The sequence below is a fragment of the Bradyrhizobium symbiodeficiens genome, from assembly GCF_002266465.3.
Taxonomy (GTDB): Bacteria; Pseudomonadota; Alphaproteobacteria; order Rhizobiales; family Xanthobacteraceae; genus Bradyrhizobium; species Bradyrhizobium symbiodeficiens.
The window spans coordinates 2,711,602-2,737,135 of record NZ_CP029427.2; the positions used below are offsets into that span (position 1 = coordinate 2,711,602).

Below are 25,534 nucleotides of genomic sequence, written 5' to 3' on the forward strand. Positions count from 1 at the left end.
GACCAGCGTCCTCAGCCGTCGTCGATGGCGCGGCTCAATTCGCCGACGCGAGGAAGCCGGCTTCCTTCATCAAGCCTTCGTGGCGCTTCTCCTCCGCCTCGATCCACTTGGCGTAGTCGGCGCCCGTCATGAAGGTCGTGTTGAAGGCGCCGCTCTTCATGAACTCCTGCCATTCTGGCGTGGCGCGGACCTTCTTGAACAGCTCGACGTAATATTCGATCTGATCCTTCGTGGCCTTGGGCGGCATGAAGATGCCGCGCAGCATCAGGTATTCCATCGCCAGGCCCTGCGACTTGCAGGTCGGGATATCCTTCCACGCCTTGCCGTCGGCGATCGGCTCGTCATAGGCCATCGGCTGGCCGTCAAACACGCAGAGCGGACGGAGTTTGCCGCCGCGCCATTGCGCGACCGCTTCGATCGGATTGTTGACGGTCGAATCGACGTGGTTGCCGACGAGCTGCACCGCCACTTCGCCGCCGCCCTTGTAGGGAATGTAGGTGAACTTCGTGTCGACCGCTTTCTCGATGCCGACCGTGATGATCTGGTCTTCCTGCTTGGAGCCGGTGCCTCCCATCTTGAACGAGCCGGCCGGGGCCTTCTTCGCGGCGTCGACGTAATCCTTGACGCTGTTGTACGGCTTCTCGGCGTTGACCCAGAGCACGAATTCGTCGAGTGCGAGCATGGCGACCGGCGTCAGGTCCTTCCAGTTGAACGGAATTCCGGTCGCCAGCGGTGTCGTAAACAGGTTCGACAGCGTGATGATGATCTTGTGAGGATTGCCCGATGCCGTCTTTACGTCGAGAAATCCTTCGCCGCCGGCGCCACCGGCCTTGTTGATGACGACGAGCGGCTGCTTCATCAGATTGTGCTTGGTGACGATGCCTTGGACGGTGCGCGCCATCTGATCGGCGCCGCCGCCGGTGCCCGCAGGCACGATGAACTCGACCGGGCGGACCGGCTCCCAACCCGCAGAGCTTGCGGTGCTGACGCACGACACCGCGATCGCCGCCGCGGCGACATTCAGAACAAATAGCTTCATCTTACTCTCTCCCTGTCCAACCCTAACCGCGCCGCTCTTTGTCGGCTTGCGTCAGCCCATCCCGGATTACGTGCCTTGGGTCATCCTTTGCGGATCGCCCATTGCAGTGGTCTTACCAACTGAACTTTATGAGGAGGGACAAGGCCCGGCATCCGCTTCTTTGGGATAAGTTTCTCGGCCGCTCCCACCCTGCATCACGCACCCTGCTTAACACCTTGGGTTGCGCCACCATTATTTTGAATAATGGTATGCGAGATGCCAGTGGACAAACAATTGGATCAGCTGGCGCCCAGCCGGACCAATCGTCGCACTTGCCCCGGCAGGAGGCCGCGCGAGGACAAAAAAATGGCCCCCTTTCGGGGGCCATGTCGGTCTGCCGGTTTTCCGGCGAGCAGGCTCTGTTTCTGTCGAAGCGCCTGCGCGCTTCAGAGGCCGAAACGGGGCAGGTCGCCGTTGCGGTTGGAAACCTGCGCGCTCGCCATCAAGAATCGGTCGATCGAGGCGAGCAGGCGGGCGAACAGCGAGGCGGAGGGGGCGAGAGCGACGGAAGCGGTCTTGGACATCGGAATTCCTTTCTCGAGACGGTCAGCAGTGCTGTCTCATTTCGAGAGGAACTCTATGTATACCAGATGCCAAAGTCTACGCGCCTGTTTGCATAGCAGCACGCGCTCTCTCGCATTGCAGCATAACGCTTCGTTAACGGGCCGTTTCGGACATAAGATTGCAAGCGCGGCGCGGTCCGCGGATCTTTCGCCGCCGAGGGACGGAAAAAAGGGCTCAAATTATCGGCCCGCAGCGGGAGTCTCGCGGCAACGGGCGTCAAGTTCCGGGGCGCACTGCAGCGAGCGGGCCTTGGCACGGCGATGCAAAGCCGTTAGTGGTTCGCCCCCTTTTCCAATCATCTGTCAGAGTGGTTCATGTCGAGCGCCTCGCCCGCCGTCTCGATCGGCATCGATTTTGGGACGAGCAACACCGTCGTCGCGATCGCGGCGGACGATCGCCGGGTCGAGGCCATCCGCTTCGACCACGGCGGACAGCGCCATAGTGTCTACGTGTCGGCTTTGTGCTTCTGGGAGGACCGGCCGGGCGCCGGCGCCCAGGCCGAGGGCGGCCCCTGGGCGATCGAGACGTTCCTCGAAGGACGCCACGTCTACCGCTTCCTGCAGTCGTTCAAGACCTTTGCTGCGAGCTCCAGCTTCCAGACCACGCAGGTGTTCCGGCAGCGCTTCAAGTTCGAGGATATCCTGGCGGCGTTCCTGCGGACGTTGGCGCGCCATGGCGGCGAGAAGTTCGGCTTCGAGACGTCCAACATCACGGTCGGCCGCCCGGTGCGCTTCGCCGGCGGCAATCCCGACGAGGCGCTGGCGATGCAGCGCTACCGCGCCGCGTTCGAGCGCCTGGGCGCCGGCCATGCGCGCTACGTCTACGAGCCCGTCGGTGCGGCGTTCTCCTTTGCTCGCCGGCTGGAGCGCGATGCCACCGTGCTGGTCGCGGATTTCGGCGGCGGCACCAGCGACTTCTCCGTGATGCGTTTCTCGCGGACAGGCGGAGCCCTCCGCGCCGAGCCGCTCGGACACGCCGGCATCGGCATCGCCGGCGACACGTTCGACTATCGCATCGTCGACCATGTCGTCTCGCCGCGGCTCGGCAAGGGCTCCAGCTTCCGCTCGTTCGACAAGGTGCTGCCGGTCCCCAGCGGCCATTACACCAACCTCGCGCGCTGGCATCAACTGGCGATGATGAAGAGCAACGGCGATCTGCGCGAGCTCAGGGATCTCGCGCGCACCGCGTTGAAGCCGAAGCTGCTCGAGGATTTCATCACCATCGTCGATTTCGACCTCGGCTTTTCGCTGTACCGCGCGGTGTCGGACGCAAAGGTCGCGCTCTCAGTGCAGGACGAGGTGGATTTTCGTTTCAAGGGCGGTGGCGTCGATATCGGCGCGGCCATCACGCGGAAGAAATTCGACGCCTGGATTGCCGACGATATCGCGCGGCTTGCTGCGACCGTCGACAAGGTGCTGGCCGAAGCCGGCGTCACCGCGCGCGAGATCGAGAAGGTGTTCCTGACCGGCGGCACGTCCTTCGTGCCCGCGGTGCGAAAATTGTTCGCCGAGCGGTTCGGCAACGAACGGCTGATGTCGGGCGACCAGTTCGAGTCGATCGCCTATGGCCTCGCGCTGATCGGGCACAGCCCCGATCCGGACCGCTGGACGGCCGGCGGCGGGCTCGAGGCGAAGGCGAGCGGGTAGGGCCTTTTGCGCGATCAAAGTGCGCGCCTCGTCCTTCGAGACGACCGCTTCGCGGTCTCCTCAGGATGAGGCTAAGCGGCACCGTCGCTCGTTGAAACTGGTGCCGCGCACTCGATCCTCATCCTGAGGGCCCGCCAACGGCGGGCGTCTCGAAGGATGGCCACAAAGTTGGTGCCCACCCGATCTGCACGCTACTGATTGATCTCGGGCTCGACGAGCTTTGCCAGATTGCGCAGCGATTCCTGCCAGCCGAGATAGCAGGCCTCGGGCGGAATCACGTCGGGGATGCCGGCCTGCGTGATGTCCACTTCCGTGCCGACCGAAACCTTCTTCAGGACCACGGTGACCTCAATCTCGCCGGGCAGGTTGGGGTCGTCGAACCTGTCAGTGTAGCGGAGGCGTTCGCCCGGGAGGAGCTCGAGATATTCGCCGCCGAACGAATGGCTGTTGCCCGTGGTGAAATTCCGGAACGACATCTTGAACGTGCCGCCGACCTTGGGCTCGAAATGATGCACGGTGCAGGTGAAGCCGTTCGGCGGCAGCCATTTCGCCATCGCATCGGCCTCCAGGAAGGCGCGATAGACTTTTTGCGGGCTGGTCGCGAGAACGCGGTGCAGGCGGATCGTGCTGGGCATGGTTGTTGTCCTCAGTGATTGATGGGCCCAGGATTGGTGTCTCAGAATTGGTGTCTCAAAATTGGCGTCTATGGCCCATTCATGTCACGAGGACGACCGCGAAGCCGCCGATCCGACAGGCGAACTGGATTTTTTTAGAGGTCGTCCGGCCGGTCTGCTAGGTGGCTGCGACATCCTGCGGCGTCATCGTGAGTGACAGTCTGAAGCGGCCAACCAGGATATCCTCGCGAGCGCCCGCTGCGCGAAGTGATGACGGCGAGAATTGGCCGGCGGTCACGTCCTCGACCACATTCGCATCGTAACCCGACAGCAGGACGATCCAGTCGGCGGCGCCGTCCTTGCCGCGGATCTGCTGTTCGGTCGTGGGCGCGCTCATGCGAGGCGTGTCGGTGAGAAGGAGATGGCCGCCTGTCAGCCCCGGCCGCTGCGCCAATGCGCCGAGCGTTTCGGTGAGACTCATCTGCAACTCCGCATCCCGTCCGGCTTCCGGCGACAACCTGACGGTCGCGAGCGAGCTCGCGACGCCGCCGCCGAAGCTCGCCGCCACCCCGCACTGGCTGCGGACCATGCCGAGATGATGCGGCATCATCTTGGTCGACCATGGCGTCGGCGCGTTGAGCCGGTCGAGATATGCAGTCGAGGTGAGGACCTCGTACTGTTCGAGCTCGTAGAGCACGAAGAAGCCTTCCGCGTCCGTCGTGCTTGTCCAGCGCGAACCGCGCCGGAAGCCGGCAATGCTCATCCGCTCCGGAAAGTGCTCATGCGAATGCCAGTCGCTGAACTCCTCGCGCTGGTCCGGACGGATACTCCACCACATCGCGACGGCGGCCTTGCCCAGAAGTGACATCGTGACCTCCCATTCCGAGCGTTAAGACCAGCCCCAGTGTCTACGCTTCATCAACAAAAGCCACAATTCCGCTGCCGTCCTTCGTTCAACTCCTGCGCGAAATGAGGGGGCTCCGTTGCACAGGACGCTTTGGGCTTTTGCCGCCATTCTCTGCTGTCTTGCTTCGCCTGCCAAGGCCGCTGGCATCCAGCTGCTCCAATCCGATCCGGCGCTGTCAGGCGCGATCTGGTATCCATGCGCGACCGAGCCGGCGCATGTGGCGCTCGGCAACCTTTCAGTCGACGCCGATTTCGACTTGAGGGGTGTGAAGGATTGTCCCGTCACGGGTGCAAGGCTGCCGCTCGTGATCTACTCGCACGGCCGGGGTGGGTTCTTCGGCCAGCAGCACGACACGGCCGAGGCACTGGCCGATGCCGGCTTCATCGTCGCCGCCATCAATCATCCCGGTGACACCGCCAACGACTCGTCGCGGCGCAACACCTTGTCCGTCTGGGAATCTCGCCCCGTAGATATCGTCCGCCTGCTCGATTTCATGCTGAAGGAGTGGAAGGACAGGGCAGTGATCGATCCCGCCAAAGTTGGTTTCTTCGGCTTCTCGCTGGGCGGTGCTACCGGCTTCGTGCTGATGGGCACCAGGCCGGATTTTGCGAGGATCGCGAGCCTCTGCAAGGAGACCACCGGTGCCTGCGCCGAGCTGCACAATGGCGTGACGCCGCCAGAGCCGATCCACGATGCGCGTATCCGCGCTGCCGTGATCATAGACCCCGCGCCTGGCCTCCTGACACGGGAGAACCTCGCTGTGGTCAAGGTGCCGTTCCAGTTCTGGCGCTCGAAATTCGGCGGCCCTGGCGTCGGAGACGGTTCAGGAACAGAACGCGTCGCCGAGGGCTTGCCCGGCAAGCCGGAGATTCATGTCGTGCCGGCAGGCCACTTTGCGTTCCTCGCTCCGTGTTCTCCCGAACTCGCGGCCGCTGTCCCGCGCATCTGCACGGACGTGCCGGCGGGGTTCGACCGGGCAGGCTTTCACCGCGAGTTCAACGCGGCGGTCGTGACGTTCTTCCGTGAGCAGCTCTCTGGCGGAGATCACTGAGCGTTCGCCCAAGGATGCCCCGGGTAGTCGCCTCAGATCAGGGACCGTTCCCGCCGTTCCCTGGTGCAAATAAGCTTGGCCAAGCCTTGCAAGTGGGGATTGTGCAAGTGCGGATTGTGAGGTATACCTTAAATCCGTTCGTTCAGCCGCTGTGCCTTGTTGAATGCGCCCGCGGGCTCTTTTTCCAGAGACATCGACGAGTTGAATTGGTTCCGCGTGAGCGTCACGCGGGATATGCGCTCGCGCGCTTTGGAGAAGAAAATGACGACAGGTACCGTGAAGTGGTTCAACGGCCAGAAGGGCTTTGGATTCATTCAGCCCGACGACGGCGGCAACGATGTGTTCGTTCACATCAGCGCGGTCGAGCGGGCTGGTCTTGCGGGTCTCGCTGAGGGCCAAAAGGTCAACTTCGAGGCCAAGACCGACAAGATGCGGGGCAAAGTCAGCGCTGAGAATCTCTCGCTGGCTTGAGCTCTCTGGTGCCGTTTCACGGATGTACTGAAACGGTGACGCTGCCCGCTCGATCGTAAGGATTGAGCGGGTTTTGTCTGTTGTGGAGCACGGTGAAGGATGAGCGCCAAGAAATCGGCCGAACCGTCACCCGAAGGTATCGCGCGTTCCAACCGTCAGCGCCTGGCGGCTGAAGAAGGAGCGCGGGCGATGGCGGATGCCGAAAAGCAGGGGGTCGAGGTTCGCAAGAACATGGCCCGGCTTCGAGAGCTGCGCCAAGCCAAGGAAGCGGCTGACGCAACCCTTCGCGCATCGTTGCCGGCACCGACCCCGACGAAGCGCAAGAAGAAACCGCCGCAATAGTCGACTTCGGCAGCGCCCCTGACGACATCTGGAGGGACCGGTCACATGCTAAGGAGTGCTGGTCGTGCGTAGAGCCAAGTCGGACGGTGGGGGCACAATCACCTTTTTTCTGGCGCTTGGTGCAGGCCGGCAGACGTGCCGGCTCGCGACGACATATCAAACGCAGAAACAGGCCTTCAGCTATTTTCAGAAGCACCGAACCGAGTTCGAGCGCATCGCGCGGACCCGGCTGACGTCCGGGGAGCTCGAAGACGGCATCGTCGTCCTCTCGATGCTGTAACGCCTGATCAGGGAAGCGCGTAGCGGCTCCCAAAAAGATCATGCTTGGAAAACAACTGCGCTTCAGATCGACATCAGACGTCGATTTCGGCGGCCTTCAGTTGGCCGGATCCCAGATCGTCGTCAGCGACAGGACGCTTCCTATTCGGGAAGCCCTTTCAACCCTGCCTCGCGCGCCAATCGCTCGGCTTTCAGCCGCTCGCGATTCTCGTTCTGGGAGTGCTGGTCCTTCGCATAATCATTCATCGGCTTCTGCGTCGTGACAGGCTTGAACGCCTTGTCTGCTTCGCGCTTGGCCCGATCAGTGGATTGGTCCTTCACCATTTCAACCTCGCTTCGATCAACGGGCATGGATCAATGGACATGGATCAATGGACATGGCCCGCGAGCGCCGGACACGACGCCTCCCGCTTTTAAGCCGATATGGACTGACTAGTCACCCTCAGAACGGCAGAGTGGATCATTCTTCAATGTCGGGCGGGGCTGGCGCGAGGCTTGGTCACTCGCCGTACCCGCACACTCCAACTTTCCAAGTACGCCGGTCGAAAGAATAACGGCCTCCGGCTGCGTTGGGTTCCTTCGGCCCGTACAAAAAGGCCGCCGAAACCGGCGGCCTTCGTCGTTCACCGTTACGCCCGCTTACTCGGCGGCCTGCTTCTGCGGCGGGTCGAGCGCGCCGGATTTGTGGATGTCGGCGACCTGATGGTCGCTGAAGCCGAGCACCGAGCGCAGGATCTCGTCGGTGTGCTCGCCGAGCAGGGGGGAGCGCTCGACGTCGCTCGGGGAATCCGACAGCTTGATCGGGTTGCCGACCGAGAGGTACTTGCCGCGGGTGGGGTGGTCGACCTCGACCACCGTGCCGGTCGCGCGCAGCGACTGGTCTTCGGCAAGCTCCTTCATCGACAGGATCGGACCGCAGGGGATGTCGTCCTTGTTGAGGATTTCCATCGCCTCGAACTTGGTCTTGGTCATCGTCCACTGCTCGATGCGGGCGAAGATCTCGTTGAGGCGCGGCAGGCGGGCTGCCGGCTTGGCGTAGTTGGGATCGGTCTTCCAGGTGGGCTCGCCGATCACGTCGCAGATCTTCTCCCAGACCGGGGCCTGGGTGATGAAGTAGATGTAGGCATTGGGATCGGTCTCCCAGCCCTTGCACTTCAGGATGCGGCCGGGCTGGCCACCGCCGGAATCGTTGCCGGCGCGCGGCACGGCATCGCCGAACGGAATGCCTTCGCCGAACTGGCTGTATTCCTTGAGGGGGCCGTGGGCGAGGCGCTGCTGGTCGCGCAGCTTGACGCGAGCGAGGTTGAGCACGCCGTCCTGCATCGCGGCGGTGACGCGCTGGCCCTTGCCCGAATGCGTGCGCTGATAGAGCGCGGTGACGATGCCGAGCGCCAGATGCAGGCCGGTGCCGCTGTCGCCGATCTGCGCGCCGGTGACGAGCGGAAGACCGTCGCGGAAGCCGGTGGTGGAGGCTGCGCCGCCGGTGCACTGCGCCACGTTCTCATAGACCTTGCAGTCTTCGTACGGTCCGGGGCCAAAACCCTTGATCGAGGCGACGATCATCTTCGGGTTGATCGCCTGGATCGTCTCCCAGGGGAAGCCCATGCGGTCGAGCACGCCGGGGCCGAAGTTTTCCACCAGCACGTCGCACTTCTTGATGAGCTCGGTGAGGACTTCCTTGCCCTTGGGGTTCTTGGTGTCGAGCGTGATCGAACGCTTGTTGTGGTTGAGCATGGTGAAATACAGGCTGTCCACGTTCGGGATGTCCTGCAGCTGGCCGCGGGTGATGTCACCCACGCCCGGACGTTCCACCTTGATCACGTCGGCGCCGAACCAGGCGAGCAGCTGCGTGCAGGTCGGTCCTGACTGAACGTGGGTGAAGTCGAGAATGCGAACGCCCGTGAGCGCTTTGGTCATGCTGTTGCTCCTGTTACCACTCTGTTTCCGTCATGCCCGCGAAGGCGGGCATCCAATATTCGCTGTCGTTTCGGTTGGGCTCAGTGCTCGCCACAATGGATGGTCCGGCGATTACTGGATTCCCCGCCTGCGCGGGGAATGACCCGGCGGCCGCTTACTTCTTCTTCTGCAGAACGCTCTGCGGATTGAGGTTGCCGATGCGGCCACTCTCCGAGCCGGCGGCCGGATCAATCACCGCGTTGATGAGTGTCGGCTTGCCGGACTTCATGGCCTCGTTGACGGCGCGCTTGAGCTCGTCGGGCGAGGTGGCGTTGACGCCCACGCCGCCGAAGGCTTCCATCATCTTGTCGTAGCGCGCGCCCTTGACGAACACCGTCGTCGCGGGATCCGCGTTGACGCTGTTGACGTCGGTGCCGCGATAGATGCCGTCATTGTTGAAGATGACGATGCAGATCGGCAAATTGTAGCGGCAGATGGTCTCGACCTCCATGCCGGAGAAGCCGAACGCCGAGTCGCCTTCGACCGCGAGCACGGGGTGACCGGTCTCGAGCGCAGCGGCGATCGCCTGGCCCATGCCGATGCCCATCACGCCCCAGGTGCCGACGTCGAGACGCTTGCGCGGCCGGTACATGTCGATCACGCCGCGGGCGAGGTCGAGCGTGTTGGCGCCCTCGTTGACGAGGATCGCCTCGGGATGCTCCTTGATGACGTTCTTCAAGACGCCGAGCGCGCCGTGATAGTCCATCGGCGACTTGTTGTTCATGAGCTTCGGCGCCATCTTGGCGACGTTCTCTTCGCGCTTGGACGAAATCGCCTTGGTCCATTCGGCGGGCGGGGCGGTCCAGCCAGACGCCATGGCCTGGTTGAACGCGGACACGACCGATCCGATGTCGCCGACCACGGGGGCGACGATCTCGACGTTGGAGTCCATTTCGCGCGGCTCGATGTCGACCTGGATGAACTTCTTGGGCGCTTCGCCCCAGTTCTTGCCCTTGCCGTGCGAGAGCAGCCAGTTCAGCCGCGCGCCGATCAGCAGCACGACGTCGGACTCTTTCAGCACCGTCGAGCGGGCAGCGCCTGCGCATTGCGGATGGGTGTCGGAGAGGAGGCCCTTGGCCATGCTCATCGGCAGGAAGGGGATGCCGCTCTTCTCGACGAAGGTCTTGATCTCCTCGTCGGCCTGGGCGTAGGCCGCGCCTTTGCCGAGGATGATGAGCGGGCGCTTGGCGCCCTTGAGCACGTCGAGCGCGCGCTTGATCGAAGCCGGCGAGGGGATCTGCGCAGGTGCTGCGTCGATCACCTTGACCAGCGATTTCCGGCCGGCATCGGCGTTCATCACCTGGCCGAACAGCTTGGCCGGCAGGTCGAGGTAGACGCCGCCCGGACGGCCCGAGACCGCAGCGCGGATCGCGCGGGCGAGACCGATGCCGATGTCCTGGGCGTGCAGCACGCGATAGGCCGCCTTGCACAGCGGCTTCGCAATCGCGAGCTGGTCCATCTCTTCGTAGTCGCCCTGCTGGAGGTCGACGATCTCCCGCTCGGACGAGCCCGAGATCAGGATCATCGGGTAACAGTTGGTGGTGGCGTGGGCGAGCGCGGTGAGCCCGTTGAGGAAGCCGGGCGCGGAGACGGTGAGGCAGATGCCGGGCTTCTTGGTGAGATAGCCGGCGATGCCCGCCGCATAACCGGCATTCTGCTCGTGGCGGAACGAGATCATGCGAATGCCGGCCGCCTGCGCCATGCGGCCCAAATCCGTAATCGGGATGCCCGGCACATTATAAATGGTGTTGATGCCGTTCAGCTTGAGCGCGTCGATGACGAGATGAAAGCCATCCGTCAGCTCCTGCTCGGTGCCCGGTGCTTCGGACTTGGTCGCGGTGTTCAGCATGGGCCTTGTCTCCCTGGTCTCAATACTGGGGCGAGTTGTTCGCCCTTCTGGTGAACGTTGCTAGAAGAGTTCCTGACCGTGCGCTTCGACGTAAGCGGCAAGGCCGAGGGTGTGATCGCGGGCGCGCTTTTCGGCGAGCTCGGTGTCGCGCGCCTCCAGTGCTTCGATCATGCCGAGATGCTCGGGCAGGGAGGTCGCGGTGCGATCCTTGCGTCCGATGGTCAGCTGGCGATAGCCGCGCACGTGCAGCAGGAGGTCGTTGGTGAGATCGACCAGCACCGGCGATTCCGACAGCGAGATCAGCGCCTGGTGGAAGGCGATGTTGGCGCGCGAATATTCCTCGACGTGATCCTCGGGCAGGCGGTCCTTGCTGAAGTCCTTGAAGTAGTCGCGCAGCGCCGTGATGTCCTTCTTGCGCGCGGTGGTGGTGATGAGGCGCGCGGCCATGCTCTCCAGCGCCGCCCAGGCGCGGATCATGTCGACGATCTCGCTCTTGGTCCGGCGCACCACCATGATGCCGCGGCGCGGAACCGTCTTCACGAAACCGTCCTGCTCGAGCATCGCGATGGCTTCGCGGATCGGGGTGCGGCTGACGCCCAGGCGTTCGGACAGCGCGCGCTCGTCCAGCATCACCGGCTCGGGCGTCGAGTAGATGTCCATCTTGAGGATGGCTTCCTTCAAGGCGTCATACGCCTTGTTCTTGAAGCTCGACTCCGGGGCAATACGAACGATTGCGATATCTGCCTCGGCCATGTTCGGCAACGCCTTGGTTGGTTTCCGCAGTGACACGACGAATCTCCTCCAGTGGGAGTCGTCTTTTACATGACTATTAACGGGAAAGTTTTTGGCATACCAAATACCAGAATGTCAAGCTGGCTATTTTTTGCAGTATTCTAATAAGCGTCGCGGCTTGACAAGTTGGCTTCTGGCATACCAAATGCCATCGCCGGCCATTTTTGATCCACGGCGGCGGAGGTGTCCAGCGCTTTGTGCCACCCGTTCCGCGACATGGAACAGAGCGCGACGAATGGCAAGCATCACGGGCAGCCGCAAACCACGCGCGCGCTTTGAAAAGAACGAACTGAGCTTAAGGGAGAAGCCACATGTCCAATTCCAAAGATGCCGTCCGCAAGGTGCTCGACCAGGTCAAGGCGGACAACCGCACCAGCCTAACGGCCCCGGAAGGCAAGCTGGTCTGCGACGCCTACGGTATTCCGGTGCCGAAGGAGGGCGTGGCGAAGTCGGCCGGCGAGGCCGGCAAGATGGCTTCCTCGATGGGCTTCCCGGTGGTGATGAAGATCGTCTCGCCGGACATTCTCCACAAGACCGAAGCCGGCGGCGTCATCGTCGGCCTCAAGACCGCCGAAGACGCCGAAAAGGCCTATGAGACCATTCTTTCCAACGCCAGGAAGTACAAGGCCGACGCCAAGATCGACGGCGTCCAGGTGCAGCAGATGCTGGCCGGCGGCACGGAGGTCATCGTCGGCTCGATCACCGACGGCTCGTTCGGCAAGCTGGTCGCCTTCGGTCTCGGCGGCGTGCTGGTCGAGGTGTTGAAGGACATTACCTTCCGTCTCGCGCCCGCGACCAAGGAAGATGCGCTCTCGATGCTCGACGGCATCCAGGCGCACGAGATCCTCAAGGGCGTGCGCGGCGGTGAGGCGGTCAACCGCAACGCGCTTGCCGATGTCATCGTCAAGGTCTCGCAGCTCGTGACGGACTTCCCTGAAATCGTCGAGCTCGACCTCAACCCGGTGTTCGCGACAGCGAAGGGCGCAACCGCCGCCGACGTGCGCATCGTCGTCGACTTCGCCTATGTGCCGAAGCCGAAGCCGCGCCCGACCGAAGAGATCGTTGCTGCCATGAGCCGCATCATGCAGCCGAAGGCGGTGGCTGTGGTCGGCGCCTCCGCCGAGGACGGCAAGATCGGCAACTCCGTGATGAAGAACCTCATCAACGGCGGCTACAAGGGTGACATCTATCCGATCCATCCCAAGGCGGCCGAGATCCTCGGCTACAAGGCCTACAAGAGCGTCAAGGACGTGCCGGGCGTGATCGATACCGCGGTGTTCGCAATCCCCGCGAAGTTCGTGGCCGCGGCGCTTGTCGAATGCGGCGAGAAAAAAATCCCGGGCGCGGTGCTGATCCCGTCGGGCTTCGCGGAAGCCGGCGCGCCGGAATTGCAGGCCGAGATCGTCGAGATCGGCCAGAAGTACAATGTCCGCCTGATGGGGCCGAACATCTACGGCTTCTACTACACGCCGGCCAATCTCTGCGCGACCTTCTGCACGGCCTACGACGTCAAGGGCCACGCGGCGCTATCGTCGCAGTCGGGCGGCATCGGCATGGCCATCATCGGCTTCTCGCGCTCGGCCAAGATGGGCGTCTCGGCGATCGTCGGCCTCGGCAACAAGTCCGATATCGACGAGGACGATCTGCTCGCCTTCTTCGAGCAGGACCCGAACACCAATTTGATCGCGCAGCACTGCGAAGACCTCAAGGACGGCCGTGCCTTTGCGGAGGCCGCAAAGCGCGTCTCCAAGAAGAAGCCGGTGATCGTGCTCAAGGCCGGGCGTACCTCGGCCGGCGCCAAGGCGGCCTCGTCGCACACCGGCGCGCTCGCCGGCAACGACAAGATCTACGAGGACGTGCTGGCGCAGTCCGGCGTGATCCGGGCCCGCAGCCTGCGGCAATTGCTCGAATTCGCCCGTGGCGTGCCGGTGCTGCCGACGCCGAAGGGCGAGAACGTGCTGATCATCACCGGAGCCGGCGGTTCCGGCGTGCTGCTGTCGGACTCCTGCGTCGACAACGGCCTGTCGTTGATGTCGATGCCGGCGGATCTCGACGCGGCTTTCCGCAAGTTCATCCCGCCGTTTGGCGCGGCCGGAAATCCCGTGGATATCACCGGCGGCGAGCCGCCGATCACCTACGTCAACACGGTCAAGCTCGGCCTCTCCGACGAGCGCATCCATTCGCTGATCCTCGGCTATTGGCACACCATCGTCACGCCGCCGATGGTGTTCGCCCGCAACATGGTCGAGGTGAAGAAGGAGATGGAGGCCAAGGGCTTCGTGAAGCCAATCGTCGCCTCGCTCGCGGGCGACGTCGAGGTCGAGGAAGCCGCCGAATATCTCTACCAGAACGGCATCCCGGCCTATGCCTATTCGACCGAGCTGCCGGTCGAAGTGCTCGGCGCCAAGTACAAATGGGCGCGCGGGGCAGGGCTGCTCTGAGACGAAGACTTCACCTCTCCTCGCATCCGCCTTCGCCGAGGCTTCGGCGGACAAGCGCGGGGAGAGGTGACAACTGTCAGGTCGCGATGAGCAAGAACGTGATCCGGCGCAAATCGCTCGAGCCTCGATCATCGGAGGCCGACAACGACACGCGCGACGGCGGCGTGCAGTCCGTCGATCGCGCGCTGTCGATCCTGGAAACGCTGGCCGAGGACGACGAAGGTTATCGCCTCAGCGATCTCGCGGTGCGCACCGGCCTGTCAGCCTCGACCGTGCACCGCCTGCTGGCAACGTTGGAGAGCCGCCGCTTCGTGCAGTTCGATCGCACGCAGTCCAAATGGCATGTCGGCTCGCGCGCCTTCACGGTGGGCGCGAGCTTTGCGCGGCGGCGCAATTTTTCCGCGCAGGCGATTCCTTACTTGCGCAAGCTGCGCGATCTCACCCGCGAGACCGCCAATCTCGCCGTCGTCGACGACGAGTTCATCATCGTGCTAACCCGCATGGAAAGCCGCGAGATCATGCGCTCGCTGACCCTGGTCGGCGGCCGCGTTCCCATGGTGACGTCGGGCGTCGGCAAGGCCGTGCTCGCGACCTATTCCGACGAGGACGTCGGCGCCGTCATCCGCCATCACGGCATGCCCCGGCTGACCGAGAGGTCGATCGTGCGACCGAGCGACCTGTTCAAGGAGCTCGAAAAAATCCGCAAGCAGGGTTTTGCGCTCGACGACGAAGAAGCCTGCATGGGACTGCGCTGTGTTGCGGCGGTGGTCTACAACGACTGTGCCGATCCGCTCGCGGCGATTTCAGTCTCCGGCATGACCGGCCGGATGACCGATCAGAGGTTGCCGGAAATCGGGCAAATCGTCCGCGACGTCGCCGCAGAGCTGACGGCCGCCCTCGGTGGGGTGATCCCGGCGCCCCGCTGACCACGCGCGTCGTCCAGGGGATGTCGCTGGACAGGCCCGGCCGTTTTGGTTGATATGCGACCAAACGACACAATGCGGCGAATGTCCGCATGAGCCTGGAGAGCGTCCTCATGTTCCATTTTCCCGCGCGCCTTGCCGGCGCAGCCGTCGCGCTGACCCTTGCAGCGACGGCGCCCGTTTTTGCGCAGCAGCTCGAGCTCAAGCTGATGGCGCCGGCGGCTCCCGGCGGGGGCTGGGATCAGACCGCGCGCTCCATGCAGCAGGCGCTGGTCGCCGCGGGCATCGCGCGCAGCGTGCAGGTCGTCAACGTTCCCGGCGCGGGCGGCAGCGTCGGCATCGCGCAATTCGTCAACGGTGCCAAGGGCGACGGCAACCAACTGATGGTCAACGGTTTCGTCATGGTGGGCGCGCTCGCCATGAACAAGTCGCCGGTGACGCTCGATCAGGTGACGCCGATCGCGCGCCTCACCGAGGAAATCCAGGTGATCGTGGTGCCCGCCAATTCGCCGATCAAGAACGCGCAGGATCTGGCCGCCGCGGTGAAGGCCGATATCGCCAAGGTCACTTTCGCCGGCGGCTCGGCCGGCGGTGTCGATCATGTGATGGCGGCCCTCTTCGCCGGCGCGGTCGGCGCCGACCCCAAGAAGATCAACTACATCCCGTTCTCCGGCGGCGGCGAGTCGCTGGCAGCGATCCTCGGCGGCAAAGTTACCGCGGGCATTTCGGGCTTGAGCGAATATGACGGGCAGATCAAGTCCGGCAAGCTGCGCGCGATCGGCGTGACCTCGGAGAAGCGCATCCCGGGCAGCGACATCCCCACGTTCAAGGAACAAGGCATCGACCTCGTGATCGCCAATTGGCGGTCGGTGGTGGCACCTCCCGGCATCACGCCCGAGCAGAAGAAGACGCTGAGCGATGCGGTCGAGAAGATGGTGAAGTCGGACGCCTGGAAGGAAATCCTCAAGCAGAAGGGCTGGGAAGACGCCTATCTCGGCGGTGACGCCTTCGCCGACTTCCTGAAGAAGGAAACCGTGCGCGTCACCGACGTGCTGAAATCGGTCGGCCTGGTCAAATCATGACCCAAGATAACGCGTCTGGCGATCCCGCCCAGCCGCCGCGGCGCGTCGATCGCGCCGGCATCGTTATCGCGGCCTTGCTTGCAGTTCTTGCCGCGGTGCTGGTCTTCGACGCGCGCGGCCTGTCATCCACCACGATGTACGGGATGGGGCCGGAGGCGATGCCGGTGGTGGTCGCCTGTGGCCTTGCGCTGCTCGCGATCGGCAATTTCGTCGACGCGTTGCGCGGCAATCTGCCGGTGCGCGAGAGCGCCGATCCCGTGCCCGTGGTTCTGATCCTCATCGGCCTTGCGCTGCTGATCGCCATCATCGGCTTCGGCGGCGGCTTCATCCTGGCGACCTCGGCGCTGTTCGTGACGACGTCGGCAGCCTTCGGCCGCCGGGCCATTCTCGTCGACAGCATCATCGCCCTCGTGATGTCGACCCTGATCTATCTCGCGTTCGACCGGCTGCTCACGCTCAGCCTTCCGACCGGCCCGCTGGAGCGACTGCTGTGATGGACACCTTTGCCGCGCTGGCCCACGGCATGGCGGTCGCCGTCCAGCCGATGAATCTGCTTTACGCGCTGATTGGCGTGTTCCTCGGCACCGCCGTGGGCGTGCTGCCTGGCATCGGCCCGGCGCTGACGGTCGCGCTGCTGCTGCCGGTGACTTACAAGCTCGACCCCGGCGGCTCGCTCATCATGTTCGCCGGCATCTATTATGGCGGCATGTATGGCGGCTCCACGACCGCGATCCTGATCAACACGCCCGGCGAGAGCGCCTCAATGGCGACCGCACTCGAAGGCAACAAGATGGCCAAGGCCGGCCGCGGCGGGCCGGCGCTTGCGACCTCCGCGATCGGCTCCTTCGTCGCCGGCACCATCGCCACCATCGGTCTTGCGTTCCTCGCGCCGTGGCTGGTCGATTTCGCCGTGCGCTTCGGCCCCGAGGATTATTTCGCGCTGATGTGCGTTGCCTTCGTCACGGTGTCGGCGACCTTCGGCGATTCCCCGATCCGCGGCCTGACCAGCCTGTTCATCGGCCTGACGCTCGGTCTCGTCGGCATCGACAAGCTCACGGGACAGGCGCGGTTGGCGTTCGGCGTTCCTGACTTGCTCGACGGCGTCGAGGTGACGACGCTTGCGGTCGGCCTGTTCGCGGTGGGCGAAGCGCTCTATGTGGCATCGCGCCGCCACCACAGCGAGGAGAAGCTCGAGCCGGTACGCGGCTCGCTGTGGATGACGAAGGAAGACTGGAAGCGGTCGTGGAAGCCGTGGCTGCGCGGCACGATGTTCGGCTTCCCGATCGGCGCGCTGCCGGCGGGCGGCGCGGAGATCCCGACCTTCCTGTCCTATTCGACCGAGAAGCGTCTCACAAAATATCCCGAAGAATTCGGCAAGGGCGCGATCGAAGGCGTCGCAGGACCGGAAGCCGCCAACAACGCCTCCGCCGCCGGCACGCTGGTGCCGCTGTTGACGCTGGGACTGCCGACCTCGGCGACCGCCGCAATGATGCTGGCGGGCTTCCAGCAATACGGCCTCAACCCCGGACCGCTGCTGTTCGCCGAGCGGCCCGACCTCGTGTGGGGCCTGATCGCGAGCCTGTTCATCGCCAATTGCATGCTGCTGGTGCTCAATCTGCCGCTCGTTGGCCTGTGGGTGCGGCTGCTGGCTATCCCGCAGCCATGGCTCTATGCCGGCATCCTCGTGTTCGCGACCATGGGCACCATTGCCGCCAAGCCGTCTGTGGTCGAATTGTCGATGCTGGCCGGCTTCGGCGTGCTTGGCTTCCTGATGCGGCGGTTCGATTTTCCGATCGCGCCCGTCGTCGTCGGGCTGATCCTCGGCCCGATCGCAGAGAGCCAGCTCCGCCGCGCGCTCGCCATCAGCCTCGGCGATCCCATGACGCTGCTGCAGAGCCCGATCTCGGCCACGCTGCTGGCGCTGGCACTGATCGCGCTGCTGGCGCCCTTCGTGCTGAAGGGGATGGGGCGCTTCAAGGCGAACGAGGACTAGCCGTCCCGACGCTTGCGTCGTCTAATGCTGCGTCCATCTTGGGGAAACGTCATGCCTTCGGAACTTCGCTCGCCCCGTCTCGCTGTCCTGATCGATGCCGACAATGCGTCGGCGAAGATCGCTGATGGATTGTTCGAGGAAATCGCCAAGATCGGCGAGGCCAGCGTTCGCCGCATCTACGGCGACTTCTCCAATGCAAGGTCGAAGGGCTGGGCCGACATCCTGTCGAAACACGCCATCATCCCACAGCAGCAGTTCGCTTACACAACGGGGAAGAATGCATCCGACATAACCCTGGTCATCGACGCCATGGACCTGCTGCATAGCGGCCGCTTCGATGGCTTCTGCCTGGTGTCTTCCGACAGCGACTTCACCCGGCTTGCCGCCCGCATCCGGGAGCAGGGCGTCGATGTCTTCGGGTTCGGCGAGCAGAAGACGCCGGAAAGCTTCCGGCAGGCCTGCCGCAGGTTCGTCTATACCGAGAATTTGCTCGCCGTCCCCGCCAGCACCCAGGATGCCGGCTTGAGGTCGCCACTGCTTCAACCCCCTGACGCAGCCATCTCCATGATCAAGAAAGTCATCGCCCAGATGGAAAGCGAAGACGGATGGGTTTCTCTCGGGGAGGTCGGAAAAGGGCTTACCAACCTCGCCCCCGATTTCGATTCGAGAACCTACGGCTCCCGCAAGCTGAGCGATCTTGTGCGAAAGACGAATTCGTTCGAAATCGATGAATCCAACGGCCGGGCGTTGCGCATACGGGTCAAGCCCGTTGCCGCACCATCGCCAAGACGGCGGAACCCGCGCAGACCCGCAAAGTCGGTCACGGCGGGCGGCCCGGCGCCTAAGGCCTGAGCAGGGCGTGCCGCCATATTTGCGCTTGCCCGGTTTGGCGTAGGGCGTAACCATCGCAGGGCCGTAACGCCACGCGAGGGTCCCGATGACCAGACTCACCCGCTTCGCCGTCGCCCCGCTGCATGCGATGACCCGGCGCCTGGCCGATGTCGCCTCGGCGCGCCTCGCGCCGGATCTTGTCATCACTGGCGGGCGGGTGCTCTCGACCTATTCGGAACGCATCCATGCGGACCGCGAGGTCTGGACGACCGGCGGCCGCATCGCTGCGGTGAAGCCGGCCGGAACGGCGAAGAAGGTCTGGCGTGATGTCGCGACCTACGATGCGGCAGGCGGCATCATCGCGCCGGGCCTGGTCGATCCGCACATCCACATCGAATCCTCGATGGTGACGGCCTGCGCCTATGCGGAGGCGGCACTGCTCAACGGCACCACCACGATCTTCTGCGACAGCCACGAGATCGGCAACGTCATGGACGTCGCCGGCGTCGAGGCGATGCTGGAGGACGCGCGCGAGGCGCCGCTCTCGATCTTTTTGACGGTGCCGAGCACGGTGCCGGCAACGTCGGCCGAGTTGGAAACGGCCGGCGGCGATCTCACACCGGACAAGATCGCCGGTCTGTTCGACCGCTGGCCCGAAGCCGTGGGGCTCGGCGAGAAGATGGATTTTGTCCCGGTCACGATGGGTGACGAGCGCAGCCACGCCATTCTTGCGGCCGCCTTGAAGCGCGGACGACCCGTGTCCGGCCATGTTTACGGTCGCGAATTCGTGGCGGCCTATGCGGCGTCAGGCGTCACCGACACCCATGAGGCGATCGACCGCGACATCGCCGACGATCTGCTCGATGCCGGCGTCTGGGTGTTCCTGCGCGGGGGGCCGCCGACCACGCCATGGCACTCGCTGCCGCAGGCGATCCGCGCCATCACCGAGCTCGGCGCCTCGCACAAGCGCACGGCCGTGTGTACCGATGATCGCGACGCCGATGATCTGCTGCTGTTCGGCCTCGACTGGGTGGTGCGCGAAGCCGTCAAGGCGGGGATGTCGCCTGAGCAGGCCTGGTCGATGGGCTCGCTGCATGGCGCGACGCGCTTCGGCATGGACGGCGACATCGGCGGGCTCGGTGGCGGCCGCCGCGCCGATCTCGTGCTGATGGACGACCAGTTCAAGCCGCAATGCACCTGGTATGGCGGCGAACTCGTGGTCGAGAACCGCAAGATCACGCCGCGTCTCGATCAGGCGCTGTCGCAGCGCTATCAATACCCGAAGGCGGCCTATGCGACGGTGAAGCTACCGGAGGCGGCGATGAAGCTGACGCCAGAGCTGCCGGCGAAAGCCTGCACCGTCAACGCGATCAAGACCGCACTCCCGGGCATCACGCTGATCCATGAGAAGGTCGGGATCGAGGCCGCCAAGGATTGGCCGTCTTTGTTCGCGCGCTACGGCCTCTGCTTCGTTACGGTCGTCGAGCGCCACGGCAAATCCGCCGGCAATGTTGCCCATGGCCTGCTCAAGGACTTTGGCCTGAAGCGCGGCGCGGTCGCCTCCAGCGTCGGACACGACAGCCACAACATCATCGTTGCCGGCACCAACGAGGCCGATATGCAAGTCGCGGTCGCCGCCATCAAGGACCAGCAGGGCGGCGTCTGCGTCGTCGCCGACGGCAAGGTGAGGGCGCTGGTTCCGCTGCCGATCGCGGGTCTGCTCTCCGACAAGCGCGTCACGGAGGTCGCCGAAGAAGTGAGGGCGCTGAAGAAGGAATGGGCGGAGGCCGGCTGCACCATCCCCTACATGGGCTTCAATTTGATCCCGCTATCGGTCATTCCGGAAATTCGCATCACCGACAAAGGCCTCGTGCTGGTGCCGCAGATGGAGCTGGCGCCGCTGTTCGAGTGAGGCGCTTTCACGCATTTCTTCATCTAACCGATTGAGGCTGCCGCAATTTTTCTACGGCTGCCGCATCGTGGAAAATAAAATCGATCTCGTTGAGATCGCATCTTGCACGCCCGATGATCCCGCTCGCTGACGCAACTCAGGGCGAGGTCCGATATGGCGAAGATGCGAGCTATCGATGCGGCCGTGCGAATTCTGGAGAAGGAAGGCATCTCCACCGCCTTCGGGGTTCCCGGGGCCGCGATCAATCCGCTTTACTCGGCGCTGAAGAAACGCGGCTCGATCCGCCACATCCTGGCGCGGCATGTCGAGGGCGCCTCGCACATGGCCGAGGGCTATACGCGCGCCAAAGCCGGCAATATCGGCGTTTGCATCGGGACCTCGGGGCCGGCGGGCACCGACATGATCACCGGGCTCTATTCGGCGATCGCCGATTCCATTCCGATCCTCTGCATCACCGGGCAGGCGCCGCGGGCGCGGCTCTACAAGGAGGACTTCCAGGCCGTCGACATCGAGTCGATCGCAAAGCCCGTGACGAAATGGGCCGTCACCGTGCGCGAGCCGGCGCTGGTACCGCGCGTGTTCAGCCAGGCGTTTCACGTCATGCGCTCGGGCCGGCCGGGACCGGTGCTGATCGACATGCCGCTCGACGTGCAACTGGCCGAGATCGAGTTCGACGACGAGACTTATGAGCCGCTGCCGGTCTACAAGCCGACGGCTACGCGAAAACAGGTCGAGAAGGCGCTGGAGATGCTCAACGCCGCCGAACGCCCGCTGATCGTCGCGGGCGGTGGCATCATCAATGCCGATGCCTCGGATCTCCTGGTCGAATTCGCCGAGATCGCCAACGTGCCCGTGGTGCCGACGCTGATGGGGTGGGGCGCAATCCCCGACGATCACGTGCTGATGGCCGGCATGGTCGGCCTTCAGACCAGCCACCGCTATGGCAATGCCACCATGCTCGAATCCGACTTCGTGCTCGGCATCGGCAACCGCTGGGCTAACCGCCACACCGGCTCGGTCGAGACCTACACCAAGGGCCGCACCTTCGTGCATGTCGATATCGAACCGACCCAGATCGGGCGCGTGTTCAATCCCGATCTCGGCATCGTCTCGGACGCGAAGGCGGCGCTCGAGCTGTTCGTCACCGTCGCCAGGGAGTGGCGTCGGTCAGGCAGGCTCCGCGAGCGCCAGGCGTGGCCGGCGTCATGCCGCGATCGCAAAAAGACGATGCTGCGCAAGAGTCATTTCGACAACGTCCCGATCAAGCCGCAGCGCGTCTACGAGGAAATGACCAAGGCCTTTGGTCGCGACACCTGCTACGTCACCGTGATCGGCCTGTCGCAGATCGCCGGCGCGCAGTTCCTCGGCGTCTATCGCCCGCGCAACTGGATCAATGCGGGGCAGGCGGGGCCGCTCGGCTGGACGCTGCCCGCCGCGCTCGGCGTGCGTGCGGCGTGCCCGGATCGCGACATCGTCGCGCTCTCCGGCGACTACGACTTCCAGTTCCTGATCGAGGAGCTCGCGGTCGGGGCGCAGTTCAATCTGCCCTACATCCACGTCGTCGTGAACAATTCCTATCTCGGCCTGATCCGCCAGGCCCAGCGCGGTTTCGAGATGGACTATCACGTCCAGCTCTCCTTCGAGAATATCAACGCGCCGGAGCTTGGCGGCTACGGCGTCGACCACGTCGCCGTCGCCGAAGGCCTTGGCTGCAAGGCGATCCGCGTCACCGATCCGAAGGACGCGCAGGCCGCGTTCGCGACCGCGCGCGAGCTGGTGGCCAAGCACCGCGTGCCCGTGGTGGTCGAGTTCATCCTCGAACGCGTCACCAACATCGCGATGGGCACCGAGATCGACAACATCGTCGAGTTCGAGGAGGTGCTGGATCTGCCACTCGACGAGGTCGGCACCACACGCGTACTGCAGCCGGCGGAATAGGGGAGAAGCATCATGCCGAAATTCGCCGCCAACCTCACCATGCTCTTCAACGAGATGCCGTTCCTCGACCGTTTCGCAGCGGCGAAGGCAGCAGGCTTCTCCGGGGTCGAATATCTCTTCCCCTATGATTTCGACAAGGCGCAGCTGCGCGAGCAGCTCGAGGCTCACGGGCTGACGCAGGTGCTGCACAATCTGCCAGCCGGCAACTGGGCGGCGGGCGAGCGCGGCATCGCGATCCTGCCCGATCGCACCGCCGAATTCCGCGACGGCGTGTTCCGCGCCATCGACTATGCCAGGGCGATCGATTGCGAGCAGCTCAACTGCCTCGTGGGTATCGCGCCCGTCGATGCTGATCCGCGCGAGCTTCAGGAGACGTTGGTGGGGAATCTGCGCTTTGCGGCCTCGACGCTGGCGCGCGAAAACATCAAGCTGCTGGTCGAGCCGATCAACACGCTCGACATTCCCGGCTTCTTCCTCAACGGCACCGAGCAAGCAGTGCAGTTGATCTCGGAAGTGCGGTCGAACAATCTGTTCATCCAGTACGATATCTATCACATGCAGATCATGGAGGGTGATCTCGCCCGCACCATGCAGGAATATCTGCCGCAGATCGCCCACGTCCAGCTCGCCGATAATCCGGGCCGCCATGAGCCCGGCACCGGCGAGATCAACTATCCCTTCCTGTTCCGCTACCTCGACGCGATCGGTTATCGCGGCTGGATCGGCTGCGAATACAAGCCGCGCACCACGACGCTGGAAGGGCTTTCGTGGCACGCCGCGCAGACGCTCGAGACGTGAACCGGGGCGGCGGTGCGCTCCCTCTCCCGCCTGCGGGAGAGGGTCGGGGAGAGGGTGCCTCCGCAATGGGATTCTTGCGGAGGAAATCCCAACGCGGAGGCAGCCCTCACCCGGCACTGCGTGCCGACCTCTCCCGCAAGCGGGAGAGGTGCAGCGAGCCCGCGGATCGACCTAACCCAAATCCAAAGGAATGAGACATGATCGACATCGGCTTCATCGGGCTCGGCACCATGGGACGGCCGATGGCCGGCCATCTCCTTAACGCCGGCCATCGTGTTCTCCTGCATGACGTCGCGGCCGTCGCGCCGGAGCTGATCGCGGCCGGCGGCATCGCCTGCAAGACGAGCAAGCAGGTCGCCGAGCAGGCCGATGCGATCATCATCATGGTGCCGGATACGCCGCATGTCGAAGCGGTGCTGTTCGGCAAGGATGGCGTTGCGAACGGCATCTCCAAGGGCAAGATTGTCGTCGACATGAGCTCGATCTCGCCGCTGGCGACGAAGGAGTTCGCCGGGAAGATCGAGGCGCTGGGGACGGACTATCTCGACGCGCCGGTGTCGGGCGGGGAGGTCGGCGCCAAGGCGGCGAGCCTCACCATCATGGTCGGCGGGCCGGAGCGGGCGTTCAACACCATGAAGCCGGTCTTCGACAAGATGGGCAAGAACGTCACCCGCGTCGGCGCCAATGGCGACGGGCAGACCACGAAGGTCGCCAACCAGATCATCGTCGCGTTGACCATCGAGGCGGTGAGCGAGGCGCTATTGTTCGCGTCGAAGGCCGGGGCCGATCCGGCGCTGGTGCGACAGGCGTTGATGGGCGGCTTCGCCTCCTCGCGCATCCTCGAAGTGCACGGCGAGCGCATGGTGAAGCGCAATTTCGATCCGGGCTTCCGCATCGAGCTGCATCAGAAGGATCTCAATCTGGCGCTCGAAGGCGCGCGCACGCTCGGCCTGTCGTTGCCCAGCACGGCAGTGGCGCAGCAATTGTTCTCGGCCTGTACCGCGCATGGCGGCAAGGACTGGGATCATTCCGCGATGATACGTGCCCTGGAACTGTTGGGGGGTCACGAGATCGCCGCGGCCTGAACTGTTACGCCGTAACAGTCTCCGGTTTTGAGGCGTCTTCGGCACGCGGGAACCGGAACAATGCCCCGGCCCCGCGGTTGAAGGCGCACAACAATCACTGGAGGCTTTCGATGAAGACCCGTCTTGCGATTTCGTTGGCTGCCGCGTCACTGCTGGCGTCGAGTGCAGCCTTTGCCCAGTCGACGACCGAACAGGGCGCCAGGGATGGCGCACGTGCGGGTGGCGACATCGGCGGACCGATCGGCGCGATGGTCGGCGGCACCGTTGGTGCGGCCGTCGGTGCGGGCCTGGAAATTCCGAACGCAATTCTGGGCGGCATCCCGCGGAGTGACTCCGTCGTGGTCGAGGAGCGCGTCGTGGTGGGCGAGCCGCTGCCGCCGACCGTGGTGCTCCGTCCCGTGCCGAACTACACCGAGTATCGTTATGCGGTGGTGAACGATCGCCGTGTGATCGTCGAGCCGCGCACGCGTCGCGTGGTCAAGATCATCGACTGATCGACGCCGACCATAGGCGAGAAGAGAAAAAGGCCCTGTGGAGTTCTACTCCGCGGGGCCTTCGCTTGCTGCAGAGGGATTTGCGCGAAAGCGCGACATGACCCAATCGGTGACCGCCGCGAGCGCAAAGCCGAGGCAGGCGGTGAGCGCGTCGACCAGAAAATCCTCCAGCCGGGCGTGGCGTCCGGGTGCCCAAAATTGCATCAGCTCGAGCAGGCCAATCAGGACGACCGCGGCCCCCGCACCCAGCAGGCGCCGCCGCGGATAGGCGAGGCCGAAGGCTAATCCCACCAGGATGAAGGCGAGCGCATGCTCACCGTCCTGGCCGAGGTCGGAGTGGGGCCGCAGGCCGGGGGGACCTAGGGTCGCGAAAGTAACGGCGGCCGCGAGTAGCCAGGCAAAGGAACGTATCAAAATGGACATTCGGGTCGCTTAGCACGGATTGGCAGCGGGCCGGTACAGTCCCTTCATCAGATCGGCGTGTAGTT

At 64.1% G+C, this 25,534-nt stretch carries 25 protein-coding genes; 16 read left to right on the forward strand and 9 right to left on the reverse strand.

What is annotated here, in order from left to right; translation table 11 throughout:
- Nucleotides 1–34: 34 nt before the first annotated feature.
- Both CIT39_RS12310 and CIT39_RS12315 read right to left on the reverse strand, forming a co-directional pair.
- Nucleotides 35–1,039, reverse strand: coding sequence for a Bug family tripartite tricarboxylate transporter substrate binding protein (locus CIT39_RS12310; RefSeq protein ID WP_094975063.1), 1,005 nt, complete (start codon nt 1,037–1,039; stop codon nt 35–37).
- 425 nt (nt 1,040–1,464) lie between these two features.
- Nucleotides 1,465–1,602: a hypothetical protein gene (locus CIT39_RS12315; RefSeq protein ID WP_162848635.1), complete on the reverse strand. Its 138-nt coding sequence runs from the start codon at nt 1,600–1,602 to the stop codon at nt 1,465–1,467.
- A 354-nt stretch (nt 1,603–1,956) separates the two neighbouring features.
- On the opposite strand from CIT39_RS12315, the gene CIT39_RS12320 reads away from it, so the two are divergent.
- On the forward strand, nt 1,957–3,288 hold the full coding sequence (locus CIT39_RS12320; RefSeq protein ID WP_094975062.1) for an Hsp70 family protein: 1,332 nt from the start codon (nt 1,957–1,959) through the stop codon (nt 3,286–3,288).
- 191 nt (nt 3,289–3,479) lie between these two features.
- On the opposite strand, the gene CIT39_RS12325 is transcribed toward CIT39_RS12320, so the two are convergent.
- Together CIT39_RS12325 and CIT39_RS12330 are read right to left on the reverse strand one after the other, a co-directional pair.
- Complete coding sequence (locus CIT39_RS12325; protein ID WP_094975061.1) at nt 3,480–3,923, reverse strand: SRPBCC family protein; 444 nt, start codon at nt 3,921–3,923, stop codon at nt 3,480–3,482.
- A 157-nt stretch (nt 3,924–4,080) separates the two neighbouring features.
- Complete coding sequence (locus CIT39_RS12330) at nt 4,081–4,770, reverse strand: hypothetical protein (RefSeq protein ID WP_094975060.1); 690 nt, start codon at nt 4,768–4,770, stop codon at nt 4,081–4,083.
- Nucleotides 4,771–4,885: 115 nt separating this feature from the next.
- Between CIT39_RS12330 and CIT39_RS12335 the strand changes: the two genes are divergently transcribed.
- The 4 genes from CIT39_RS12335 to CIT39_RS12350 all read left to right on the forward strand — a co-directional run bounded on the left by CIT39_RS12335 (nt 4,886) and on the right by CIT39_RS12350 (nt 6,953).
- Entirely contained in the window at nt 4,886–5,860 is a 975-nt protein-coding gene (locus tag CIT39_RS12335; protein WP_094975059.1) for an alpha/beta hydrolase family protein, read from the forward strand.
- Nucleotides 5,861–6,121: 261 nt separating this feature from the next.
- Nucleotides 6,122–6,331, forward strand: coding sequence for a cold-shock protein (locus CIT39_RS12340; protein WP_026201564.1), 210 nt, complete (start codon nt 6,122–6,124; stop codon nt 6,329–6,331).
- Nucleotides 6,332–6,430: 99 nt separating this feature from the next.
- A complete protein-coding gene (locus CIT39_RS12345) occupies nt 6,431–6,673 on the forward strand; it encodes a transcriptional regulator (protein WP_094975058.1) in 243 nt (80 codons plus the stop codon).
- A 64-nt stretch (nt 6,674–6,737) separates the two neighbouring features.
- Entirely contained in the window at nt 6,738–6,953 is a 216-nt protein-coding gene (locus tag CIT39_RS12350) for a hypothetical protein (protein WP_162308466.1), read from the forward strand.
- Between the two features lie 140 nt (nt 6,954–7,093).
- Here the strand turns inward: CIT39_RS12350 and CIT39_RS12355 are convergent, their stop codons facing one another.
- The 4 genes from CIT39_RS12355 to CIT39_RS12370 all read right to left on the reverse strand — a co-directional run bounded on the left by CIT39_RS12355 (nt 7,094) and on the right by CIT39_RS12370 (nt 11,510).
- Nucleotides 7,094–7,276 carry a hypothetical protein gene (locus tag CIT39_RS12355; protein ID WP_094975056.1) on the reverse strand — a complete coding sequence of 61 codons (183 nt, stop codon included), beginning with the start codon at nt 7,274–7,276 and terminating at the stop codon, nt 7,094–7,096.
- Between the two features lie 315 nt (nt 7,277–7,591).
- Complete coding sequence (gene frc, locus CIT39_RS12360) at nt 7,592–8,869, reverse strand: formyl-CoA transferase (protein WP_094975055.1); 1,278 nt, start codon at nt 8,867–8,869, stop codon at nt 7,592–7,594.
- Nucleotides 8,870–9,023: 154 nt separating this feature from the next.
- Entirely contained in the window at nt 9,024–10,757 is a 1,734-nt protein-coding gene (gene oxc, locus CIT39_RS12365; protein WP_094975054.1) for an oxalyl-CoA decarboxylase, read from the reverse strand.
- A gap of 60 nt (nt 10,758–10,817) precedes the next feature.
- Complete coding sequence (locus CIT39_RS12370; RefSeq protein WP_162006348.1) at nt 10,818–11,510, reverse strand: GntR family transcriptional regulator; 693 nt, start codon at nt 11,508–11,510, stop codon at nt 10,818–10,820.
- Nucleotides 11,511–11,860: 350 nt separating this feature from the next.
- Here CIT39_RS12370 and CIT39_RS12375 point away from each other — a divergent pair, with 350 nt between their 5' ends.
- The 11 genes from CIT39_RS12375 (at nt 11,861) to CIT39_RS12425 (ending at nt 25,046) form a co-directional block, all read left to right on the forward strand.
- Entirely contained in the window at nt 11,861–13,990 is a 2,130-nt protein-coding gene (locus CIT39_RS12375) for an acetate--CoA ligase family protein (RefSeq protein WP_094975052.1), read from the forward strand.
- 86 nt (nt 13,991–14,076) lie between these two features.
- Nucleotides 14,077–14,916, forward strand: a complete 840-nt coding sequence (locus CIT39_RS12380) for an IclR family transcriptional regulator (protein ID WP_094975051.1) — start codon at nt 14,077–14,079, stop codon at nt 14,914–14,916.
- A gap of 110 nt (nt 14,917–15,026) precedes the next feature.
- The gene (locus tag CIT39_RS12385; protein ID WP_094975128.1) at nt 15,027–15,995 is read left to right on the forward strand and encodes a Bug family tripartite tricarboxylate transporter substrate binding protein; all 969 of its coding nucleotides are present in this window, start codon (nt 15,027–15,029) and stop codon (nt 15,993–15,995) included.
- Complete coding sequence (locus CIT39_RS12390; RefSeq protein WP_094975050.1) at nt 15,992–16,489, forward strand: tripartite tricarboxylate transporter TctB family protein; 498 nt, start codon at nt 15,992–15,994, stop codon at nt 16,487–16,489. The genes CIT39_RS12385 and CIT39_RS12390 overlap by 4 nt, the downstream gene beginning before the upstream one ends.
- Nucleotides 16,489–17,988 carry a tripartite tricarboxylate transporter permease gene (locus CIT39_RS12395; RefSeq protein ID WP_094975049.1) on the forward strand — a complete coding sequence of 500 codons (1,500 nt, stop codon included), beginning with the start codon at nt 16,489–16,491 and terminating at the stop codon, nt 17,986–17,988. The genes CIT39_RS12390 and CIT39_RS12395 overlap by 1 nt, the downstream gene beginning before the upstream one ends.
- Nucleotides 17,989–18,039: 51 nt before the next feature.
- On the forward strand, nt 18,040–18,840 hold the full coding sequence (locus CIT39_RS12400; RefSeq protein WP_094975048.1) for an NYN domain-containing protein: 801 nt from the start codon (nt 18,040–18,042) through the stop codon (nt 18,838–18,840).
- 85 nt (nt 18,841–18,925) lie between these two features.
- Nucleotides 18,926–20,731 carry an adenine deaminase C-terminal domain-containing protein gene (locus CIT39_RS12405; protein ID WP_094975047.1) on the forward strand — a complete coding sequence of 602 codons (1,806 nt, stop codon included), beginning with the start codon at nt 18,926–18,928 and terminating at the stop codon, nt 20,729–20,731.
- A gap of 153 nt (nt 20,732–20,884) precedes the next feature.
- Entirely contained in the window at nt 20,885–22,669 is a 1,785-nt protein-coding gene (gene gcl, locus CIT39_RS12410; protein WP_094975046.1) for a glyoxylate carboligase, read from the forward strand.
- Nucleotides 22,670–22,681: 12 nt separating this feature from the next.
- Nucleotides 22,682–23,467 (forward strand): hydroxypyruvate isomerase, encoded by a 786-nt coding sequence (gene hyi / locus CIT39_RS12415; RefSeq protein WP_094975045.1) that lies wholly within the window; start codon nt 22,682–22,684, stop codon nt 23,465–23,467.
- Between the two features lie 197 nt (nt 23,468–23,664).
- On the forward strand, nt 23,665–24,552 hold the full coding sequence (locus tag CIT39_RS12420; protein ID WP_094975044.1) for a 2-hydroxy-3-oxopropionate reductase: 888 nt from the start codon (nt 23,665–23,667) through the stop codon (nt 24,550–24,552).
- A 110-nt stretch (nt 24,553–24,662) separates the two neighbouring features.
- Nucleotides 24,663–25,046: a DUF1236 domain-containing protein gene (locus CIT39_RS12425; protein WP_061028470.1), complete on the forward strand. Its 384-nt coding sequence runs from the start codon at nt 24,663–24,665 to the stop codon at nt 25,044–25,046.
- A 45-nt stretch (nt 25,047–25,091) separates the two neighbouring features.
- Here CIT39_RS12425 and CIT39_RS12430 read toward each other — a convergent pair whose 3' ends face one another.
- Entirely contained in the window at nt 25,092–25,469 is a 378-nt protein-coding gene (locus tag CIT39_RS12430) for a VanZ family protein (protein ID WP_094975043.1), read from the reverse strand.
- Nucleotides 25,470–25,534: the final 65 nt, after the last annotated feature.

Excerpts from the sequence above, each read along its gene's own strand:
- CIT39_RS12425 (WP_061028470.1), top strand. The coding sequence starts at position 24,663 with ATGAAGACCCGTCTTGCGATTTCGTTGGCTGCCGCGTCACTGCTGGCG.
- CIT39_RS12395 (WP_094975049.1), top strand. The coding sequence starts at position 16,489 with ATGGACACCTTTGCCGCGCTGGCCCACGGCATGGCGGTCGCCGTCCAG.
- CIT39_RS12330 (WP_094975060.1), bottom strand. The coding sequence starts at position 4,770 with ATGTCACTTCTGGGCAAGGCCGCCGTCGCGATGTGGTGGAGTATCCGT.
- CIT39_RS12385 (WP_094975128.1), top strand. The coding sequence starts at position 15,027 with ATGTTCCATTTTCCCGCGCGCCTTGCCGGCGCAGCCGTCGCGCTGACC.
- CIT39_RS12400 (WP_094975048.1), top strand. The coding sequence starts at position 18,040 with ATGCCTTCGGAACTTCGCTCGCCCCGTCTCGCTGTCCTGATCGATGCC.
- CIT39_RS12390 (WP_094975050.1), top strand. The coding sequence starts at position 15,992 with ATGACCCAAGATAACGCGTCTGGCGATCCCGCCCAGCCGCCGCGGCGC.
- hyi (WP_094975045.1), top strand. The coding sequence starts at position 22,682 with ATGCCGAAATTCGCCGCCAACCTCACCATGCTCTTCAACGAGATGCCG.
- CIT39_RS12420 (WP_094975044.1), top strand. The coding sequence starts at position 23,665 with ATGATCGACATCGGCTTCATCGGGCTCGGCACCATGGGACGGCCGATG.
- CIT39_RS12340 (WP_026201564.1), top strand. The coding sequence starts at position 6,122 with ATGACGACAGGTACCGTGAAGTGGTTCAACGGCCAGAAGGGCTTTGGA.
- CIT39_RS12355 (WP_094975056.1), bottom strand. The coding sequence starts at position 7,276 with ATGGTGAAGGACCAATCCACTGATCGGGCCAAGCGCGAAGCAGACAAG.
- gcl (WP_094975046.1), top strand. The coding sequence starts at position 20,885 with ATGGCGAAGATGCGAGCTATCGATGCGGCCGTGCGAATTCTGGAGAAG.
- CIT39_RS12370 (WP_162006348.1), bottom strand. The coding sequence starts at position 11,510 with ATGGCCGAGGCAGATATCGCAATCGTTCGTATTGCCCCGGAGTCGAGC.
- CIT39_RS12430 (WP_094975043.1), bottom strand. The coding sequence starts at position 25,469 with ATGTCCATTTTGATACGTTCCTTTGCCTGGCTACTCGCGGCCGCCGTT.
- CIT39_RS12325 (WP_094975061.1), bottom strand. The coding sequence starts at position 3,923 with ATGCCCAGCACGATCCGCCTGCACCGCGTTCTCGCGACCAGCCCGCAA.
- oxc (WP_094975054.1), bottom strand. The coding sequence starts at position 10,757 with ATGCTGAACACCGCGACCAAGTCCGAAGCACCGGGCACCGAGCAGGAG.
- CIT39_RS12320 (WP_094975062.1), top strand. The coding sequence starts at position 1,957 with ATGTCGAGCGCCTCGCCCGCCGTCTCGATCGGCATCGATTTTGGGACG.
- CIT39_RS12375 (WP_094975052.1), top strand. The coding sequence starts at position 11,861 with ATGTCCAATTCCAAAGATGCCGTCCGCAAGGTGCTCGACCAGGTCAAG.
- CIT39_RS12380 (WP_094975051.1), top strand. The coding sequence starts at position 14,077 with ATGAGCAAGAACGTGATCCGGCGCAAATCGCTCGAGCCTCGATCATCG.
- CIT39_RS12315 (WP_162848635.1), bottom strand. The coding sequence starts at position 1,602 with ATGTCCAAGACCGCTTCCGTCGCTCTCGCCCCCTCCGCCTCGCTGTTC.
- CIT39_RS12345 (WP_094975058.1), top strand. The coding sequence starts at position 6,431 with ATGAGCGCCAAGAAATCGGCCGAACCGTCACCCGAAGGTATCGCGCGT.
- CIT39_RS12310 (WP_094975063.1), bottom strand. The coding sequence starts at position 1,039 with ATGAAGCTATTTGTTCTGAATGTCGCCGCGGCGGCGATCGCGGTGTCG.
- CIT39_RS12405 (WP_094975047.1), top strand. The coding sequence starts at position 18,926 with ATGACCAGACTCACCCGCTTCGCCGTCGCCCCGCTGCATGCGATGACC.
- frc (WP_094975055.1), bottom strand. The coding sequence starts at position 8,869 with ATGACCAAAGCGCTCACGGGCGTTCGCATTCTCGACTTCACCCACGTT.